This window comes from Ruegeria sp. AJ12 (assembly GCF_056536245.1).
Genome location: NZ_JBQFJJ010000001.1, coordinates 3,766,113 through 3,783,223, shown reverse-complemented (window position 1 = coordinate 3,783,223; position 17,111 = coordinate 3,766,113). Strand labels below are relative to the sequence as shown.

The 17,111-nt window shown below is 58.8% G+C and carries 20 protein-coding genes, 1 other RNA gene and 1 riboswitch; of the genes, 9 read left to right on the top strand and 12 right to left on the bottom strand.

The window, feature by feature from the left end; genetic code table 11:
- Positions 1 to 80: 80 nt before the first annotated feature.
- Positions 81 to 389, top strand: a complete 309-nt coding sequence (locus ACR3E0_RS18905; protein WP_480480459.1) for an ArsR/SmtB family transcription factor — start codon at positions 81 to 83, stop codon at positions 387 to 389.
- A complete protein-coding gene (locus ACR3E0_RS18900) occupies positions 382 to 1,413 on the top strand; it encodes a permease (protein WP_480480457.1) in 1,032 nt (343 codons plus the stop codon). The genes ACR3E0_RS18905 and ACR3E0_RS18900 overlap by 8 nt, the downstream gene beginning before the upstream one ends.
- A 57-nt stretch (positions 1,414 to 1,470) precedes the next feature.
- Here the strand turns inward: ACR3E0_RS18900 and ACR3E0_RS18895 are convergent, their stop codons facing one another.
- Together ACR3E0_RS18895 and ACR3E0_RS18890 are read right to left on the bottom strand one after the other, a co-directional pair.
- A complete protein-coding gene (locus ACR3E0_RS18895) occupies positions 1,471 to 1,860 on the bottom strand; it encodes a hypothetical protein (RefSeq protein ID WP_480480455.1) in 390 nt (129 codons plus the stop codon).
- Between the two features lie 51 nt (positions 1,861 to 1,911).
- Complete coding sequence (locus tag ACR3E0_RS18890) at positions 1,912 to 2,673, bottom strand: DUF1013 domain-containing protein (RefSeq protein ID WP_480480453.1); 762 nt, start codon at positions 2,671 to 2,673, stop codon at positions 1,912 to 1,914.
- A gap of 130 nt (positions 2,674 to 2,803) precedes the next feature.
- On the opposite strand from ACR3E0_RS18890, the gene ACR3E0_RS18885 reads away from it, so the two are divergent.
- A complete protein-coding gene (locus tag ACR3E0_RS18885) occupies positions 2,804 to 3,433 on the top strand; it encodes a ribonuclease T2 family protein (RefSeq protein ID WP_480480451.1) in 630 nt (209 codons plus the stop codon).
- On the opposite strand, the gene ACR3E0_RS18880 is transcribed toward ACR3E0_RS18885, so the two are convergent.
- The 5 genes from ACR3E0_RS18880 to ACR3E0_RS18860 form a co-directional block, all read right to left on the bottom strand.
- Positions 3,430 to 3,918, bottom strand: coding sequence for a hypothetical protein (locus tag ACR3E0_RS18880; RefSeq protein WP_480480449.1), 489 nt, complete (start codon positions 3,916 to 3,918; stop codon positions 3,430 to 3,432). The genes ACR3E0_RS18885 and ACR3E0_RS18880 overlap by 4 nt on opposite strands.
- 289 nt (positions 3,919 to 4,207) lie before the next feature.
- Entirely contained in the window at positions 4,208 to 4,768 is a 561-nt protein-coding gene (locus tag ACR3E0_RS18875) for a hypothetical protein (protein ID WP_480480447.1), read from the bottom strand.
- A gap of 63 nt (positions 4,769 to 4,831) precedes the next feature.
- Complete coding sequence (gene recR, locus ACR3E0_RS18870) at positions 4,832 to 5,425, bottom strand: recombination mediator RecR (protein WP_480480445.1); 594 nt, start codon at positions 5,423 to 5,425, stop codon at positions 4,832 to 4,834.
- A gap of 64 nt (positions 5,426 to 5,489) precedes the next feature.
- A complete protein-coding gene (locus tag ACR3E0_RS18865; RefSeq protein WP_480480443.1) occupies positions 5,490 to 5,834 on the bottom strand; it encodes a YbaB/EbfC family nucleoid-associated protein in 345 nt (114 codons plus the stop codon).
- Between the two features lie 154 nt (positions 5,835 to 5,988).
- A complete protein-coding gene (locus ACR3E0_RS18860) occupies positions 5,989 to 7,740 on the bottom strand; it encodes a DNA polymerase III subunit gamma/tau (RefSeq protein ID WP_480480441.1) in 1,752 nt (583 codons plus the stop codon).
- 170 nt (positions 7,741 to 7,910) lie between these two features.
- Between ACR3E0_RS18860 and ACR3E0_RS18855 the strand changes: the two genes are divergently transcribed.
- Entirely contained in the window at positions 7,911 to 8,414 is a 504-nt protein-coding gene (locus ACR3E0_RS18855) for a protein-tyrosine phosphatase family protein (protein WP_480480440.1), read from the top strand.
- Position 8,415: 1 nt separating this feature from the next.
- Here ACR3E0_RS18855 and ACR3E0_RS18850 read toward each other — a convergent pair whose 3' ends face one another.
- Positions 8,416 to 8,823 carry a hypothetical protein gene (locus ACR3E0_RS18850; protein WP_480480438.1) on the bottom strand — a complete coding sequence of 136 codons (408 nt, stop codon included), beginning with the start codon at positions 8,821 to 8,823 and terminating at the stop codon, positions 8,416 to 8,418.
- An 87-nt stretch (positions 8,824 to 8,910) separates the two neighbouring features.
- Positions 8,911 to 9,131, bottom strand: a riboswitch (cobalamin riboswitch).
- Positions 9,132 to 9,297: 166 nt separating this feature from the next.
- Here ACR3E0_RS18850 and ACR3E0_RS18845 point away from each other — a divergent pair.
- Positions 9,298 to 10,155: an alpha/beta hydrolase family protein gene (locus ACR3E0_RS18845; protein WP_480480436.1), complete on the top strand. Its 858-nt coding sequence runs from the start codon at positions 9,298 to 9,300 to the stop codon at positions 10,153 to 10,155.
- Positions 10,156 to 10,189: 34 nt separating this feature from the next.
- Here ACR3E0_RS18845 and rsgA read toward each other — a convergent pair whose 3' ends face one another.
- The 3 genes from rsgA to ACR3E0_RS18830 form a co-directional block, all read right to left on the bottom strand.
- A complete protein-coding gene (gene rsgA / locus ACR3E0_RS18840) occupies positions 10,190 to 11,218 on the bottom strand; it encodes a ribosome small subunit-dependent GTPase A (RefSeq protein ID WP_480480434.1) in 1,029 nt (342 codons plus the stop codon).
- 178 nt (positions 11,219 to 11,396) lie between these two features.
- An RNA gene (ffs, locus tag ACR3E0_RS18835) (signal recognition particle sRNA small type) lies at positions 11,397 to 11,495 on the bottom strand.
- Between the two features lie 39 nt (positions 11,496 to 11,534).
- Entirely contained in the window at positions 11,535 to 13,415 is a 1,881-nt protein-coding gene (locus tag ACR3E0_RS18830; protein WP_480480432.1) for a bifunctional 2',3'-cyclic-nucleotide 2'-phosphodiesterase/3'-nucleotidase, read from the bottom strand.
- Between the two features lie 177 nt (positions 13,416 to 13,592).
- Between ACR3E0_RS18830 and nudC the strand changes: the two genes are divergently transcribed.
- Genes nudC through ACR3E0_RS18810 form a run of 4 tightly spaced genes read left to right on the top strand, consistent with a single transcriptional unit; the run spans position 13,593 to position 16,180 of the window.
- Positions 13,593 to 14,576, top strand: a complete 984-nt coding sequence (nudC, locus tag ACR3E0_RS18825; RefSeq protein ID WP_480480430.1) for an NAD(+) diphosphatase — start codon at positions 13,593 to 13,595, stop codon at positions 14,574 to 14,576.
- Between the two features lie 39 nt (positions 14,577 to 14,615).
- On the top strand, positions 14,616 to 15,083 hold the full coding sequence (locus tag ACR3E0_RS18820; protein ID WP_480480428.1) for an SRPBCC family protein: 468 nt from the start codon (positions 14,616 to 14,618) through the stop codon (positions 15,081 to 15,083).
- Positions 15,084 to 15,126: 43 nt separating this feature from the next.
- Positions 15,127 to 15,591 carry an N-acetyltransferase family protein gene (locus ACR3E0_RS18815; protein ID WP_480481096.1) on the top strand — a complete coding sequence of 155 codons (465 nt, stop codon included), beginning with the start codon at positions 15,127 to 15,129 and terminating at the stop codon, positions 15,589 to 15,591.
- Between the two features lie 43 nt (positions 15,592 to 15,634).
- On the top strand, positions 15,635 to 16,180 hold the full coding sequence (locus ACR3E0_RS18810) for a chloramphenicol phosphotransferase CPT family protein (RefSeq protein WP_480480426.1): 546 nt from the start codon (positions 15,635 to 15,637) through the stop codon (positions 16,178 to 16,180).
- A gap of 6 nt (positions 16,181 to 16,186) precedes the next feature.
- On the opposite strand, the gene ACR3E0_RS18805 is transcribed toward ACR3E0_RS18810, so the two are convergent.
- The gene (locus ACR3E0_RS18805; RefSeq protein ID WP_480480424.1) at positions 16,187 to 17,020 is read right to left on the bottom strand and encodes a prephenate dehydratase; all 834 of its coding nucleotides are present in this window, start codon (positions 17,018 to 17,020) and stop codon (positions 16,187 to 16,189) included.
- Positions 17,021 to 17,111 lie beyond the last annotated feature (91 nt).

The window sequence follows — 17,111 nt, the reverse complement described above, 5'->3', positions numbered from 1 at the left end:
AAAATCATGCGAACACGCAGTTGACCAATCGATTTAAGTAAACTAAATAACTAGAATTATAGTTTAATGGAGCGAATGAGATGTGGGAAACTGCGGCAGCTGGGTTTTCGGCCATGGGTTCAGAGGCACGGTTGAAGGTGCTGAAAACACTGGTGCGTGCCGGTGAAGCGGGATTGACCGTCGGTGAAATTCAAAGCCGCACGGGCATTGCCCCGTCCACCCTGGCCCATCACCTGCGGTTCCTGGCGGCAGGTGGTGTGGTGGAACAAGAGAAAATCGGGCGCAGCACGATCAATCGCGCATGTTACGGCGAACTGAAGAACCTCGCGCAGTTTATTCTGAGCGAATGCTGTGCTGACGAAGTTGCAAAGGCTGCGAACGATGGCTGAACTGATACAAAATCCTAGACTTACGTCCAAGGGCGCGTTCGAACTGATCAAGACTCCGTGGGCCCTGATCGTCGCTATTCTCGCTGCGGTTGCTGTTCTGGACCCCGGCAACTGGATCGAAGTCGTCACATTTGCGGCAAAAGCGCTGGCCCATACCGGTCAGTACATACTGTTTGCGGTTCTCCTGCTGTCATATCTCAAGGCCACAGGGGCTGAGGTTATGGTGGCCCGTGCATTTGAGGGCCGCGAAACGCGGATGATCCTGCTGGCGGCGGTGTTCGGAGGATTGGCTCCGTTTTGTTCATGTGAGGTCATACCCTTCATTGCCGGGCTGCTGGCTTTGGGGGCACCGCTGTCCGCCGTCATGGCGTTCTGGCTCAGCTCGCCGCTGATCGATCCGCCGACCTTGTTGATCACGGCTGGTGCTTTGGGTTGGCCGTTTGCGGTCGGAAAGGCTGTTTCTGCTGTGGCCCTAGGTTTGTTCGGTGGGTTCGCTGTTCGGTTTTTGATGCGGCACGGTGCTTTTGCCCAACCGTTGCGCGAATACAAGCCGGCAGGATGTTGCGGCTGTGGACCCAAACAGGATGACAAACCGGTCTGGAAATTCTGGCAGGAACCGGAACGCCGGGTGCGTTTCCGGGCCGAGTTCGTGCAGAACGGCCTGTTCCTGTTGAAGTGGCTCGCATTGGCCTATGTGCTGGAAGCCCTGCTGGTAAACTATGTACCGGCAGACCTGATCGCCGGTGTGGTCGGAGGCGACGGCGTTCTTCCGATCATCGTCGCAGCGCTGGTCGGGATGCCTGCATATCTGAATTCCTACGTCGCGCCGCCCCTGCTGGCCGGTCTGATGGAGCAAGGTATGAGCGCGGGCGCTGCAATGTCGTTCATGGTGGCAGGGGCCGTCAGCTCGATCCCGGCGATGGCTGCGGTCTGGTCACTGGTCAAACCGCGCGTCTTTGCGACCTATCTGGGTCTTGGTGTCGGTGGTGCGATCATCACCGGCATCCTGTTCCAGATGATCTGAAACGCAAAACCGCCCGGTGTTGCTACCGGGCGGTTTTCCTCTCACTCAATCTGAGGGTCAGCCCGTTTCGCAGAACCGAGGCAGCTTGAATCGGTAGCGAGGTTCCCCGCTTTCGACGTAAACCCGCTTTTCAATACAGGCGCTGGTGCCAACCGTCTGCGAAATCGGAGCTTCGGTCGAGGTGATCGATGTCGCGGTTCCATCCGGCAGGCGAACCGATGCGATCACCCCGTTTTTGAGATCTCCGTTGATGGCTGTCGCAGACAAAACCGGGACGGTCATGAACGAATGATGTTCGTGTTCACCATCATCACCAAGTAAGAACAAGCCGGTCACGATCAGGATCATGAACGCGCCACCCGCCAATCCCAGCCCCCATGTTTTCAGGAAGGCGTAAATCGACACGGCGCGGTGCGGACCAAAAAGGGCGGACAGAATACTCAGCATCGGTTTTCCGTAGAAAGGACCCGGACCGGTCCGGTCTGGGCCACCTGAAGGTTAGGGGCGCGGATCTTCATCACCGTCGTCTTCACCGCCACCCTTGGGCAGGTTGAAGAAGCTATCGGCATCGACCACGGGCTCGTCTTCCTTCTCTTCCGCAGGCTCGTCCGACAGCGAGAAGGTTTCCAGGCCCTCGATAGCGGTCGGGATTTTCGGCGCCGCGTCCATCTCAAGCGATTGCTCGGTCGACACCAGCTTGCGACGCTCGTCGTCGCTCATCACCCCGCCCTCGGCGGCTTTTTTCGCTGCGGCTTTTTGTACGATCATGTCCAGTTCGGATTGTTTGCACAGGCCAAGCGCAACCGGATCGATCGGCTGCATGTTCGAGATGTTCCAATGGGTCCGTTCGCGGATCGACTGGATGGTGGGCTTGGTCGTGCCAACCAGTTTTGCGATCTGGCCGTCGCTGAGTTCAGGGTGGAATTTCACCAGCCACAGGATCGAGTTCGGACGATCCTGACGCTTGGACAACGGGGTGTATCGCGGGCCGCGACGTTTCTCTTCGCCGGTTGCCGCCGGATTGAACTTCAGCGTCAGCTTGTGCAGCGGGTTATCCTGCGCCGCTTCGATCTCTTCTTGCGTCAGCTGGTTGTTGGCAATCGGGTCGAACCCTTTGACGCCGGTTGCAACATCACCATCCGCGATGCCCTGCACCTCCAATTCGTGCATGCCTACGAAATCCGCGATCTGCTTGAAGCTGATCGTGGTGTTGTCCACCAGCCATACGGCTGTTGCCTTGGCCATCAGCGGTTTTGCCATCAGCCCGTCTCCTTTGAATACATTTGTCCCGTCGCCGGAATTCGGCGGCCCCTTGGTGTTGGGGCAGGTTTCCGTTGTCGGGGAACTTGCGCCGTATATAGTCGCGCAATGGCAAGAAGGGAAGAGGCGAATGCGCTGGGTCGTTTTGTGGGTGTTTAGCGCAATGGCAGCACTGGCCGATGGTGAGAAGGCTGGCGAGTTCGACTATTATGTCCTGTCGCTCAGCTGGTCGCCGAACTGGTGCGCGCGGGAAGGAGATGCCCGGGGGTCTGACCAATGCGACGCACGCCATGACCATGGATGGGTGCTGCATGGGCTATGGCCGCAATACCATCAGGGCTGGCCGACCTATTGTGCCACACCCGAGGCGCCACCGACCCGGCGCATGACCCGCGAAATGGAAGACATTCAGGGCAGTTCCGGTCTCGCGTGGCACCAGTGGAAAAAGCACGGCACCTGCACGGGGCTGAGTGCGCCCGACTATCTCGCGCTGTCACGTCAGGCGTATGAAGCTGTCAGGCGCCCGGAAGTCTTCCGCAGGCTGGATTCGTCTGTGCAACTGCCCGCCTCGGTTGTCGAGGAGGCCTTTCTCAAGGCAAACCCGATGCTGGAGCGAGACATGATCACAGTGACCTGCAAGCAGGGCTACATTGAAGAGGTCCGCCTGTGTCTGTCCCGCGACCTTGACCCGGTCCTTTGCGGTCGCGACGTCGTCAGGGACTGCAGCGCCAAAGACGCGCTGTTCGATCCGATTCGTTAAAGCTCACGGTTCTGGCACTCGCGGGCGTACTCCAGCGCCTTGGCGGTGCCGTTCAAGTCGATCGCCATCACCACGTCGCCCGCCGGGTTGTAAACGGTCAGTGTCTTGTTCTGCGCAATCGCATTGACGAAACTCCGGTCGGTAAAAAAGACGGTCGCCCCCGGAACGTCGCGCTCATTGAACCCGATGGCGGTTGCATCATAGCTCTTGCCGTCCAGTTCGAACCGGATCGGATAACTCTGACCCTGTTTGATGTCGCCCCAGGCCTTGTTGTAGACGGCGAAGTATCCCCGATTGTCCAGCGCGTCGTAACCCAATCGCACGACCGACAGATCCTGATATACCGTCTGGATCAGGCATCCGTTCCCGAGGGCGGGGTCCATCATGATGTTCCACCCTTCGACAAAGCCCTTGTCGATCAACTCCTGTGACAAAGCGGCCGTTGCGGTAAATGCGGCGACGGTGAAGGCGATAAGGCGGTTCATAATCAAGCTCCCAAAACAAATACTTGAGTTTGCTTGTCTCTAACGTAGTTCGGCGCGCCATCAAAGGCACCAGTTCTCCGAAGCCCACAGGTCAAGCGACTTGGAAAGGTCTATTCAGGGCACCACAAACGATCTGAGCTTGCGGACCTCTTTGAGTTGGCGACCAACCTGATCTTCAGTTTCCATTCCAGATTGGCCTTAACGACAGGCCATTCCAAAGCAATCATGGACTAAACGGCCAAGCCCTATTGGTTCCGTTGGGCGCGATTATGTTTGATCTCAACACGTCTTAGCTGGCTTGGCGGGCGCGGCTGGCGTTTATCAGCTCTTCCCGGACCTCCATCCGGGGTCGCCAGTTGTAGCGCTCATCCGCTTTGGTTTTTGACCAGAACAGCACCCCGCCATAACGCCAGGGATCAAGAATGATGCCGTCATACATCGTGTCGCCGCGTCTGCTGATGACGGCGGAATGATGGATGATCCTGAAATCCGTGGGTGGCGACGTGGCCCAGTGCAGTGTCAGCGTCTGAAAGTTTTCCTGGTTCAGACGTTTCTGGATATCCTGCGCCCAATCGTTGCAAAGCCCACGTTCCCGAAAGCCATGCATAACCTTGGCATTGTGAATCAACGGGGGGTCCGTGACCCGGTATTCCTGTGCGAGTTGCAGCGAATATGTATAGGCAATATGGGCCGCGCGGGATGCCTCCTCGGGGTCCACGTCCGGCCCAAGTCCCCGAATTTCAGCGGCAAGGTCGTCGATATCTGACGGGCCAGGTGTCGGTTTGGTGGTGCAGCCGGACAGTGCTGCAGCCAGCGTCACGATCAACATCAATGCAATAACGCGCATCATATTTTCCCACTCGAATGCATGGTGTGTCGGGTTCAACACCCGGTGTCCACTTGTTCTGTTTCGCTAAAGCTCTTTACGCGCGCGCAGGGCCGCCGTGATGGTCCCGTCATCCAAATAGTCCAACTCGCCACCAATCGGTACGCCCTGGGCCAGCGAGGTCAGGCGCACCTGACCGTCTAACTGGTCCGCGATGTAATGTGCTGTCGTCTGACCATCGACGGTGGCGTTCAGGGCCAGAATGACTTCGGTAATCTCTTCGGCCATCACCCGATCCTTGAGCCGGGGAATGCGCAATTCGTCCGGACCGACCCCGTCGAGTGCGGACAAGGTGCCGCCCAGAACGTGATAGCGTCCTTTGAAAACCCCGGCGCGTTCCATCGCCCAAAGGTCGGCAACATCCTCGACCACGCACAGCTCTCCGGTTGCGCGGGCTTCGCTGTTGCAGATGTCGCAGATGTCTGTCGTACCCACATTGCCGCAGTTCAGACATTCGCGGGCGGTGATGGCCACCTGTTGCATCGCGTCCGAGAGCGGCGTCAGCAGCAGAGCGCGTTTGCGGATCAGATGCAGCACCGCACGCCGGGCCGAGCGGGGACCCAGGCCGGGCAGCTTGGCCATCAGGTCGATCAGATTGTCGATATCGCTGTTCGAACTCACCGCGCGTGTTCCTGCAAAGCGGCCAAGCAAGGTGGCCCGACCATTGATCCGTCAGGACGGTGTATCAGAACGGCAGCTTGATGTCTTTCGGCAAACCCATGCTTTCCGTCAGCTTGCCCATTTCTTCCTGCGAGCGTTCCGCCGCCTTGGACTGTGCATCCTTGATGGCCGCCAGGATCAGGTCCTCGACCACTTCCTTGTCGTCGCCGTTGAAGATCGACGGGTCGATGTCCAGACCTTTCAGCTCTCCCTTGGCTGTAGCCGTGGCTTTGACCAGCCCGGCACCGGATTCGCCGACAACCATGATGGTGTTCAACTCGTCCTGCATCTCGGTCATCTTGGTCTGAAGGTCCTGCGCGGATTTCATCATCTTGGCCATGTCACCCAGACCGCCGAGTCCTTTGAGCATCTGTTTTCTCCTGTGTGTCGATTTGCTGCTTAGATACGGGCCGTGCCTGCGCTGCACAAGAGCCGTGGGCATTCCCATCGGTCGCTATGGTCTGTGGCGAGAATTTTCTTGTTGGTGAGCCCAAGAACTGTCCAGTTTTCAGAGGCAGGGCAGACTAATCCTCCTCGAACGGATCCCATTCATCTTCGACTTCTGGCAACGCCTCGGTTTCGACCTGGGCAGCGCGCTGTTCCGGTGTTTCGATCCGGGTGATCTTTGCCTTTGGGAACTGAGTCAGAACGGCCTGAACCAACGGATGTTGTTCAGCCTCGGCTTTCAAAGCCAGTTCTGCCTTGTCTCGCAATTCGGCTATCGTCGGCGCGTCACCGTCCGAGACGATGGACACCGCCCATCGGTTGCCGGTCCAGCGCTGCAACGCCGAGCCCAGTCGCGCGGCAAGGTCCGTCGGAGCCTGATCTGCCGGTGTGAATTCGATCCGACCCGGTTGGTAAGAGATCAGGCGGACACCATTTTCCACTTCGACCAGCAGTTTCACGTCCCGGTTTGCCCGGATCAGTTCGACCACATGTTCGAAAGTCGGATACCGGGCCAAAGCGGCCTGAACATCCTGAGCCAACGCCGCAACGGGTGCACCACCGGACCCTTGAGGCGCCGAGGTGTAAGTCTGGGATGTGGTCGCGCTTGCCTGAACACTCGACGCACCGTTCCGTTGAGTTGGAACGCCTCCGCTGGGTGGCTGCGGCGCATCCTGCAGCCGTTTGACCAGTTCTTCCGGACTGGGCAGATCCGCCACGTGGGTCAGGCGGATGACCGACATTTCAGCAGCCATCATCGCATTTGGCGCGGCGGACACCTCTTCCAGAGCCTTCAGCAGCATTTGCCACATCCGGGTCAGCACACGCATCGGCAGGGCCTCGGCCATCTGCAGCCCCCGCGCGCGTTCATCGGGGGAAACTGTCGGATCTTCGGCCGCATCGGGCGTGATTTTGACGACCGAGACCCAATGCGTGATTTCGGCCAGATCGCGCAAAACAGCCAGCGGGTCGGCGCCTTCGGCATATTGTCCGCTCAGTTCAGTCAGCGCGCCTGCCGCATCGCCACGCAGGATCATGTCCATCAGGTCCAGAACCCGGCCCCGATCTGCCAGACCCAGCATGGCGCGCACTTGATCGGCCGTGGTTTCACCGGCGCCGTGCGAGATAGCCTGATCCAGCAACGAGGTTGCATCCCGCGCTGAGCCTTCTGCGGCGCGAGTGATCAGTGCCAAAGCGTCATCGGCAATCTGGGCATTCTCGCCTTCGGCAATTTTGCGTAATAGGCCAATCATCACCTCAGGCTCGATCCGACGCAGATCGAAGCGCTGACAGCGCGACAGGACCGTGACCGGAACCTTGCGGATTTCAGTGGTGGCAAAGATGAACTTTACATGTTCCGGGGGTTCCTCCAGCGTTTTGAGCAGCGCGTTAAAGGCGCTGGTCGAGAGCATGTGAACCTCGTCGATGATGTAAATCTTGTAGCGCGCGCTGGCCGCGCGGTACCGGACGCTGTCGATGATTTCGCGAATATCGTTCACACCGGTGCGGCTGGCCGCGTCCATTTCCAGAACGTCGACATGGCGGCCTTCCATGATGGCAACGCAATGCTCGCATTTCCCGCAAGGCTCGGTCGTCGGTCCACCGGTACCGTCCACGCCAATACAGTTCATGCCCTTCGCGATGATCCGCGCCGTGGTGGTTTTTCCGGTTCCCCGGATACCAGTCATTATAAACGCCTGCGCGATCCGATCCGCTTCGAACGCGTTCTTAAGCGTACGCACCATGGCGTCCTGTCCTACCAGGTCCGCAAAGGTTTCCGGGCGGTATTTGCGGGCGAGAACCTGATAGGCGGGGTTGGCGGTGTCGGTCATGTCTGCTCTGGCGGATTCGGAACTTCGATGCAGCGTAAGGCCCGCCGCCGTCCGCGTCCACAGCGCGATGACAGGATTTTCGGTTTGGAAAGTGTCTCGCAGCGGGTAGATTGGGCAGATGCATATCACATGACAGTTTCGTTCTGGGGAGTATCGGGAGGTAGCGATCCATGTCTCAACTGGTGATCTACGCATTGCAGGTGGGCGGTGGCACGCTTGCTCTGACCTCGCTGCCAGGGCGAGGGGGGGACTATCCGGGTGATCTGGATGTAATCTCGGATTGGAAACCCGGCCTTGTGCTTTCAATGACCACCGCTGCCGAGATGGTGCAATATGGCGCACAGACTTTCGGCCACGACATACAGAGCCGCGCCAGTCGATGGGTGCACCTGCCGGTCGATGATTTCAATGCGCCGCCCCCAACCATCGCCAGGCAATGGCCCTCGGTCAGCGCTGCCATTCGGCATGCCTTGTCGGGCGGCGGGCGCGTTATGGTCCATTGCAAAGGTGGGTGCGGACGATCCGGTATGGTCGTCTTGCGCCTGATGGTCGAGTGTGGCGAACAGCCAGGTCAGGCTCTGGCGCGGTTGCGGGCCCTACGCCCCTGCGCCGTCGAGACAGAGGCGCAGAGGAACTGGGCCGCCGAGCCCGCCCGGACGACAGTAGACCACTAGGTCACGCCGGGACGTGTTGCGGCGGTCGCGTTGCGGTTCGAGGCACCAGAGTCTTTGCCTCAAGCAGGGCGCAAGGGGAGTCGGAGATGGCGCCAGACGGCATGGCGCTGAACTCCAGGCCGAAGATCATATCGGCATAGGTGTCCAAACGGTCCATGCCGATTTCAGGGTTGGCTCCGCAGTAGATTCGGATCCGGTCACGCTGCGCTCGAAACCGGGCCATGCAACCCTCGGGGCAATGGGTCAGCGTACTGTCGCCTTCAATCTCAAACGCCTCAGTGGTGGCAGAGGTGGCCTGCACCATGGCTTGGGCCATCGTCCGCGCCATGCGTGCGAGCGCAGGGCAGGGTTTGCCTGTCCGCTGGCATACGGTTGCGGCGAATTCATGTGTTTCAGTTGTCCAGATCATCCTGCGCCCTCCGCGCGGCAGACAGGGCGTGGAACAGGCGGGACGGCAATGTGCTGTCGGGACCTGCCCGGACACCCCGTCCGAGTTTCGGTTTCAGTTCCGATGGCAGGTCTCCTGACTTGCGGGTCTTCGCTTTGCCGACCTTCCCAGCCTTTCGGCCAGTGGTGTTTCGGCTTTGCTCACCGTTCACAGTTGCGGGGGCAGTCGCGGCCTTGATCCGTTCCGGTTGCCACCGGGCAGGACCGCACCGTGTTCCCTTTTCATCCCGACCCCTTGTGGGGCGCGAGAACCATCACACAATCGCTAGCGGTTACATGCGGCCCGAGTCAAGTTGATCTTGGCATCCGTGGCGAACCACGATCCCGCGTTTGCGTGCCTGAGCTGATCACAAGCGGACGTTTGGTCAAGTCGGATCGGTGTTGACTTGTGCCTGCCAAAGTGAACTGGTTGGTTCAGGTAGAGTCCGAGGGCACCATGTTGGATACGCAGCAGGCGGTACTGACCGAAGAATTTCAATTCCCGTCCGGGCCGGCGATGCTGTCAGCGCGGCTTTATCGGCCAGTGTCCGAGGTGGATACGGTTGTTGTTCTGAACGGCGCGACAGGTGCGCCGCGCGACTACTATCAACATTTCGCCCACTGGCTGGCCGCGGAACAAGGGATGGCTTGCCTGACCTATGATTATCGGGATTTTGGCCATTCCCGAACGGGACATCTGAGAGATTCTCGGGTCACGATGGCGGATTGGGCTTTGGTCGATATGCCGGCCGCACGGACCGAGATGCGGCGTCGGTTTCCTGATGCAAGACAATGGACCATTGGCCATTCAATCGGCGCAATGTTGGGGCCGGTGCAACCGGATATCGCCCAGATCGATCGGATGATCTGTGTGTGCTCGGGCCTCGTGACTTTAGCCGATCACCCGTGGCCCTACCGTGCTTTGGCCTGGCTGTTCTGGCACGGGCATGCCCCTTTGTTTGTGCGTGCTTTGGGGTACCTGCCCGGAAAGGCAATAGGCTTCGGGTCCGACCTGCCCGCATCGGTTTACTGGCAATGGCGCAAGTGGTGCACAGCCCCGCAGAACTATGTACCGGACATCGGTGTCGAACTGCCGGATGCCCGCTGGTCAGGCTCGGGTGTTCCGGTTGATCTGTTCACCTTTGAAGACGACCAGATGGTTCCGCCGGACGCGGTCTGGCGTCTGGCGGAGCTGTATGGCCCTGAAGCCAGGCGCCACTTATTGCTTCCGAGAGAGTTCGGTTTGTCCAGCATCGGCCATATCGGGGCGTTCGCGCGTCGCAATGCCGCCGTCTGGCCCCGGCTGATCGCCTGAAGTTGAGGGACGCCGAATTTCGGCGCCCCTCTCGTCAGAACCGTTTGCGGTGGGATTTGTCCTGCATCACGGATCGCACCATCTTTCCAAAGGCTTTGTCGCGGGCGCGCGACTGGGCGACTGTTTCCGAATTGCGCTGATCCTCGCGCCGCAATTTCCGCCATCGGTCCAGCCTTGCCGAATCAAGCGCGCCGGTTTCGATGGCCGCCTGCACCGCGCAGCCCGGCTCAGTGACGTGCTGGCAGTCCGAAAACCGGCAGGATTCCGCCAGTCCCAGAATGTCCGAAAACACTTCGTCCACGCCGTCCTGTGCGTCCAGCAGCCGCAAGGCCCGCATTCCGGGTGTGTCGATCAACCACCCGCCGTTGCGCATCTGGCGCAGCGCGCGGACCGTCGTGGTGTGCCGGCCGTGGGCATCGTCTTCGCGAATTCCGGCGGTCGCCTCGTTCTGCCCGGTCATCCCGTTTGCCAGGGTCGTCTTGCCAACGCCGGACGATCCGACCAGCGCCGCGGTCTGACCGGCAGAGCACCAGGACAAAACCTGATGAATGTCCGCCGGATCCAGCGCATTGATCGTCAGCACGGTAAGAAACGGTGCAAGCGATTGCGCGCGTGCTTCGAAATCGTCGGGATTGGCAGAGGCATCGGCCTTGGTCAGGACGACAACCGGATAGCATCCGGCCTGATGCGCCAGGGCAAGGTACCGCTCTAACCGGGGCAGGTTGAAATCGGCGTTGCAGGAACTGACGATAAACAGCACGTCCACATTGGCGGCAATCAGCTGCGTTGTGGCACCGGTTCCCGCTGCGCGGCGTTGGAGCACGCTGCGCCGCTGCAACAGATGCTGAACGCAGTTGTTTCCGTTTGCCAGCACCCAGTCTCCGACCGCGAAATCGCCGGTGGGACGATCAAGGGTCAGGAGTGGCGTTTCGCCGGAGGGGTCAAGACCGACCAGCCGATCCCGGTGAACCGCCGAGATACGAAACGGATTGCATGAAGGATGTGCCGCGTGCTGCGCGGCAAAGTGAGAGGACCATCCCAGGTCCGAAAGGGTAAAGGACATTGTTCTGCCTGTGTTCAGGTACAGCAAACCATCAGATGGCCATGCGCGCATCTGTCGGTGGTGTTTTCAGGCAGTCAATGGTCTTTGAAACTCAGAACCGTTTTGCCCGAAGGGTCATTGATACAATCATAAAAGCCCTCCTGCGGCTGGTGGTTCCTATGCGCCGAATTGGCGTTTCAAGTGAGAGGTTGGACATCGACCCAAGCGGGGCTCGTTGTGGCTGCTTCCTTCCGGACCTGACCAGGTTGGCGAGGCGCTCGCCCGCGCCAACCTCTCAACCGCCGATATAGGGAATGCCGGTGATAAAGACAACCCGTCAAAGGGTCAGGCGGATCTGCGCAAACCCCTCGGAATCATGCTCCAGCACCTGCGGTGCATACACGCTGATGTCCGACAGATGCCTCAGCGCCCCGGGCCCCGTTCTCAGGATCGCCTGGGTTCCGGATTGCGGAAACAACGAAAACGGATAGGGCGCCTCGCTCATCGGATCACGTGGCAGTCGGCCGGACAAATAGTCCCCGACAATGCCTTTGATATCCAGCGGCGGCAGGTCGATCTTTTCGGCTTCCTGACCTATTGGAAAATTCCCACCGCCGCTGGCCCGGTAGTTGTTCAGCGCGACGATGAAGCGGTGATCCGGTTGTACGGGGCGTCCCTGACATCTGAGGTCACACACCCTGCGATGATCCGCGTCGGACAGGTCTCCCTGTGCGTCAAAGCGAGCCGGTTGTGACGGGTCAATCTGGTAGGTCAGTCCAAAAATGACGTCGAAATTGTATCCGGCCCGACGGGAATCCATCAGATCGGTTTGGCCACCCGGCTTCAGTCGGTTGAAAACACCCGCTGACATTTCCAGCCAGTCGTGGAGTTGGGTGCCTGTAATCAAGAGCGTTCTCAGTTCGTTGGGAAAGACATGCAAGTCCGCGACATGGCGTTGGCATATTTCGCCGGCTGGTACATCTGTGTAATGCCGAGGTCCGCTCCGCCCACCCGTTTTGCAAGGTGACACGGCGGACAGCAGCGGCAGATTGCTCCAGGTAGATTTAGTCAAGTATGGACGCACGGCCGCCGCCTGAGCGGACGCGACCAAGGCTAATCCACGATCCGGTGTACAGAAACTGAAATAGCTGTGCAGCCCGTACGAAGTTTTGGCAACCGGTTGGGCCATCATCCTTCGTGTGCCGGCATGGCCGACTGCAAAAAGACGCACCATATCAGGATCTTCCGCAGATGATTGGCCCTGGGCGCCTGGAAAGACCGGACGCGGGTCGCTTTGATGAGTGGTGATGTGCCACGCATTGCCCGGCTTGGGCGCGACATATAAATCCATGACGCCAAGTTGAGATCCTGCAGCGCCGGGTAGGATTACCGGTTTGCCGTGAACGCGTCCGGCTTCGGGATCAACATACGCTCGGTCTTCATCGGTTTTTCCGGGGAAACTGAGATGTGTATGACCGCCAATGATCGCATCGACCCCATCTATTTCGGCCAGGGGGATAATCGCGTTTTCCAACTCCGGGGCTGCCCGAGATGGGCCGAGGCCCGAATGCGCCAGCGCCACAATCAGATGGCACCCTTCGACGCGCAATGCGTCGGTCATCTTTTGCGCCGATGTCAGGATATCATCGGCAAAAACCTTTCCTTTTAAGAAACGGCCTTCCCAACGGGTCGTTTGTGGCGGCAGAACGGAAAAAACGCCGATCCGAATTGCCCTGTTCACCCCGTCCAGTCGCACGGTCCGGTCGAGAATGGCGCGGTCGCTCCAACTGGCTGTTTGGCCGATCCGGTGGAGATTGCTGCACACAACCGGACACGGAGACTGGGCGAGGATACGGTCAATCGTTTCAAGCCCAAACCCAAAATCATGATTGCCGAGCCCGATGGCATCGTAACCCATGGCTTTGAACGCCTGCATCATTGGGTGAGAACCGTTGTTCTGAACCGCCCAGTCGCCGAATGGCGTGCCCTGAAGCGAGTCGCCGTTGTCGAACAACATCACGAGGGCGTCCTGTGCTTGGTGACGGGCCTCCCGGATCAGGCTTGCGGTGCGTGTAAAGCCAATCGCCGGGTCCGGTTTGTCCGCGTAATAGTCGAAACTGTTGAGGTTCATATGCAGGTCTGTCGTCGCCAATATGCGAATATGTGCACTGGAAACCTGCGTCTGAACCGGCCGTGACGGTTTTGGGTCCAATTTCAATCTTCTACTTTGGGGTGCTATTGCTCAATCAATTTTAACAAAAAGCACAATAGGTGAAATTTCCGGGGCGACCATGCGGCCTTTCGACGGCACTTGTCACGCTGGAAATTCCGCAAATGCCATTGCAACGCAGCTTCAGCCATGGCAGCCCTGTCGGCAAGACCCAAGGGACGATCAATGAAAAACGCGGAATCGGTGACTTTTGGTGGTTCGGGCCTGGACCGGGCGGCGTATCTTCGTGGCGACGCGGACAAAATCTCCCAAGCTCTGAAAGATCCCGCAGCCTTGTGTCTCTTGGTCTGGCGCGGAAAACCATTGGTGCGCGGTGAGACGCTGGATCAGTTGGCATTGGTCCCGATGTCTCATGCTTTCTTCAGCGAACGCGCAGAGCTGTTTGTCGAAGACCCGATCCTTTTGGGGTGCGATCCAGATAAGGCGCCACTTTTTGCCGCAGATATCTCAAACTGGACCGCAGAGGGTCAGGATCTTTCGGGTCTGGGTGAATTTGTCGACAGGTCGGTTCAACAGCATCCGGATCTTCCGGAAGGGTATGTTTTTGCCGAATTGCGCCGGATCATGGCCCGCCTTTCCACCCGGGACGCAGAACTGGTCGCAACGGCAAAAGCCGTTATCGGCTGGCATGAGACACATCGGTTTTGTGCCCGGTGCGGCGCCGCAAGCGTTCCGTCGCAGGCCGGGTGGCAGCGCAGTTGTCCATCCTGTGGCGGGCAGCATTTTCCGCGAACCGACCCGGTGGTTATCATGCTCATTACGCACGGAGATTCGGTTCTGATGGGGCGGTCGCCCGGTTGGCCCGAAGGGATGTTTTCGCTGTTGGCCGGCTTCGTCGAACCGGGCGAAACACTTGAGGCCGCCGTTCGGCGCGAAGTCATGGAAGAGGCGGGTGTTCCTGTTGGTGCGGTCTCTTACCTTTCGAGCCAGCCCTGGCCATTTCCCGCGTCGCTTATGGTTGGATGCGCCGGTGAAGCATTGTCGCGTGACATCCACATCGACCCCGTCGAGATTGAAGAGGCGATGTGGGTCGGCAAATCAGAGATGATGCAGGCGTTTGCCGGGGAGCATCCGAACCTGTTGCCCGCCCGCAGAGGGGCGATTGCACACTTCCTGCTGCAGAACTGGCTTGCAGATACTTTGGACTGAGGAAACACTGGATCAAAACCACGAACGGCAAAGGCAGACATGCAGTTTTCAGCCCGGGAGGATATCGAAGCCCCCATCAACTCGGTCTTCGACATGGTTGCCGATTTTGAACGGTTCGAACGGATGGCAATGCGGCGCGGAATTGACGTGCGGCGCATGGCACTGGGTTCACCGGTTGCGGCAGGAACCGAATGGGAAACCGAATTCAAACTGCGCGGCAAGCCTCGGCAGATGACCGTCGTGATGACGGATTGCGAACGACCCGCGCAAATGCGGTTCGAATCGACCAGCAAAGGTATGACAGGGGTCACGACAGTTGACTTTCTGGCGCTGTCTCAGCGCAGGACCCGTCTGAGCATCGAAATGTCACTGGCAGCAAAGTCATTGCCGGCACGGCTCCTGCTGCAGTCTCTGAAGCTGGGCCAATCCCGGTTTCGCAGGCAGTTTCAGATGCGGCTGAGTGATTTTGCCAGAGAGTTGGAGCAGCGCTACATACACGGGTCCTGAGACCCGTTTGGTGTGCGTAAACAGGAATAAGAATTTGGATGTCGTGAGTTTTAGAGCTGCGCAAGAACGTGATGCCGAAGGGATCGCAAATGTCTTGCAGGACCTTTTTGATACCGGAAAACGAAGAAAACCGTGTACAGCCGCATTTGTGTTGGGTCACTACATTGCCCATCTTGACAGAATCCAATGTACGGTTGCGGTTGGTCCAAGTGGCAGGATTCTGGGCTTTCAGTCACTCCGGCATGCTGTAGAAGGCAATCCTTACGACGTTTCCGTTGGCTGGGGCATCATCGGCACTCACATCCGGCCATCGGCAGCCCGGCGCGGTATTGGGCGAGGGTTGTTTGCGCGGACATTGGATGCAGCACGGGAGTTCGGCCTCACCTCTATCGATGCTACGATTGGCGCAGAAAACGCCGAGGGTATTGCCTACTATGAAGCTATGGGTTTTCGCGCATATCGACAGCCCGATGGTGCAGTGTCGAAGGTTTTTCAATTGCCATCCTGAGGCGGATTAGTGTCGGGGCCGGATTGGTGCAGTCAGGTTTATCGTGTCACAGATCATATTCCTTCACGGCGCGTCGAGCAGCGGTAAATCGACAATTGCCAAAGAATTGCAACAGCGGCTGCCATTGGTGTTCTGGCATGTTTCCATCGACCACCTTCGGGACACAGGCGTGCTGCCAATGGATCGATTTCGACGGGGCGAGCTTGATTGGTCGACGTCAAGGTCAACTGTCTTTGATGGGTTTCACAGGTCCGTGGCAGCATATGCCGATGCCGGGAACAATCTGATTCTGGAGCATATCCTCGATACCGCGGGATGGACGGAAACGCTGAAAGGTCTGTTTGAGCCCCACGACGTTCTGTTTGTGGCTGTACACTGTGCTCTTCCTGTTTTGAATGCGCGTGAGCAAGAGCGCAGAGATCGCCACGTGGGCAGCGCGCAAAAGGACTATTTTGAGATCCACAAGGGCAGAATCTACGACATCGAAGTCCATTCCGAAGCCGGAGTGGAAGCAAACGTAGAACGCATTTTGCACGCCTGGAACAGCGGATTGCGCCGGTCCGAGTTTGCCTCGAGTCCCGATTGGTAGAGTTGCCTACCCTCGCGGGTGTGCTGCAGGGTACACGCCCAGGATCTCCACATTCGTCGTGAAGTGTTCCAACTCGTCCATCGCCAACCTGACGTTGCGGTCATCGGGGTGACCAACAATGTCAGCGTAGAACTGGGTTGCGGTGAACGACCCGTCGACCATGTAGCTTTCCAACTTGGTCATGTTGATCCCGTTGGTGGCAAATCCACCCATCGCCTTGTACAGCGCGGCGGGAATGTTGCGGACCTGAAACACGAAACTGGTGATCATCTCGTAATCTCCGCGCCGCGAAGTGTCCGCCTCCCGTGACATCAAGAGAAAGCGGGTCGTGTTGTCGTCGCGGTCTTCGATATGGCGTGCCAGAACTTCGAGCCCGTAGATCTCTGCGGCCAGCTCGCTGGCCAAAGCGGCGGAGTGGACCTCACCCATTTCGGCCACTTCTCGGGCGGCGCGGGCGTTGTCCGGGCTGACTCGACCCCGAATGCCGTGCTCTTTGAGAAAGTCTGCACATTGCGGCAACAGCACGAGGTGCGAATGGGCTTCGGTTACGTCCTCAAGCCTTGCGCCTTTGACACCCAGCAGGTTGATATGCACGCGTACAAAGGCCTCATCGATAATCTGCAGACCGCTATGGGGCAGAAGACGGTGAATATCGGCCACCCGCCCATAGGTCGTGTTTTCAACCGGCAGCATGGCAAGATCGGCGTCGCCCGTGCGGACCGATTCGATGACATCCTCGAACGTGCGGCACGCCACTGCCTCCATATCCGGCCGCGCGTTGCGGCAGGCTTCGTGACTGTAGGCGCCGGGTTCCCCCTGGAATGCAATGCGTTTGGTCATTTGGTCGATTCCGTGCAACAAGTTCGTGAATTGGGCGTTTCGTCGCGGTGTCTATACCTTGCCTCTCGTCAGGGGAAGCCTTAGACACCTG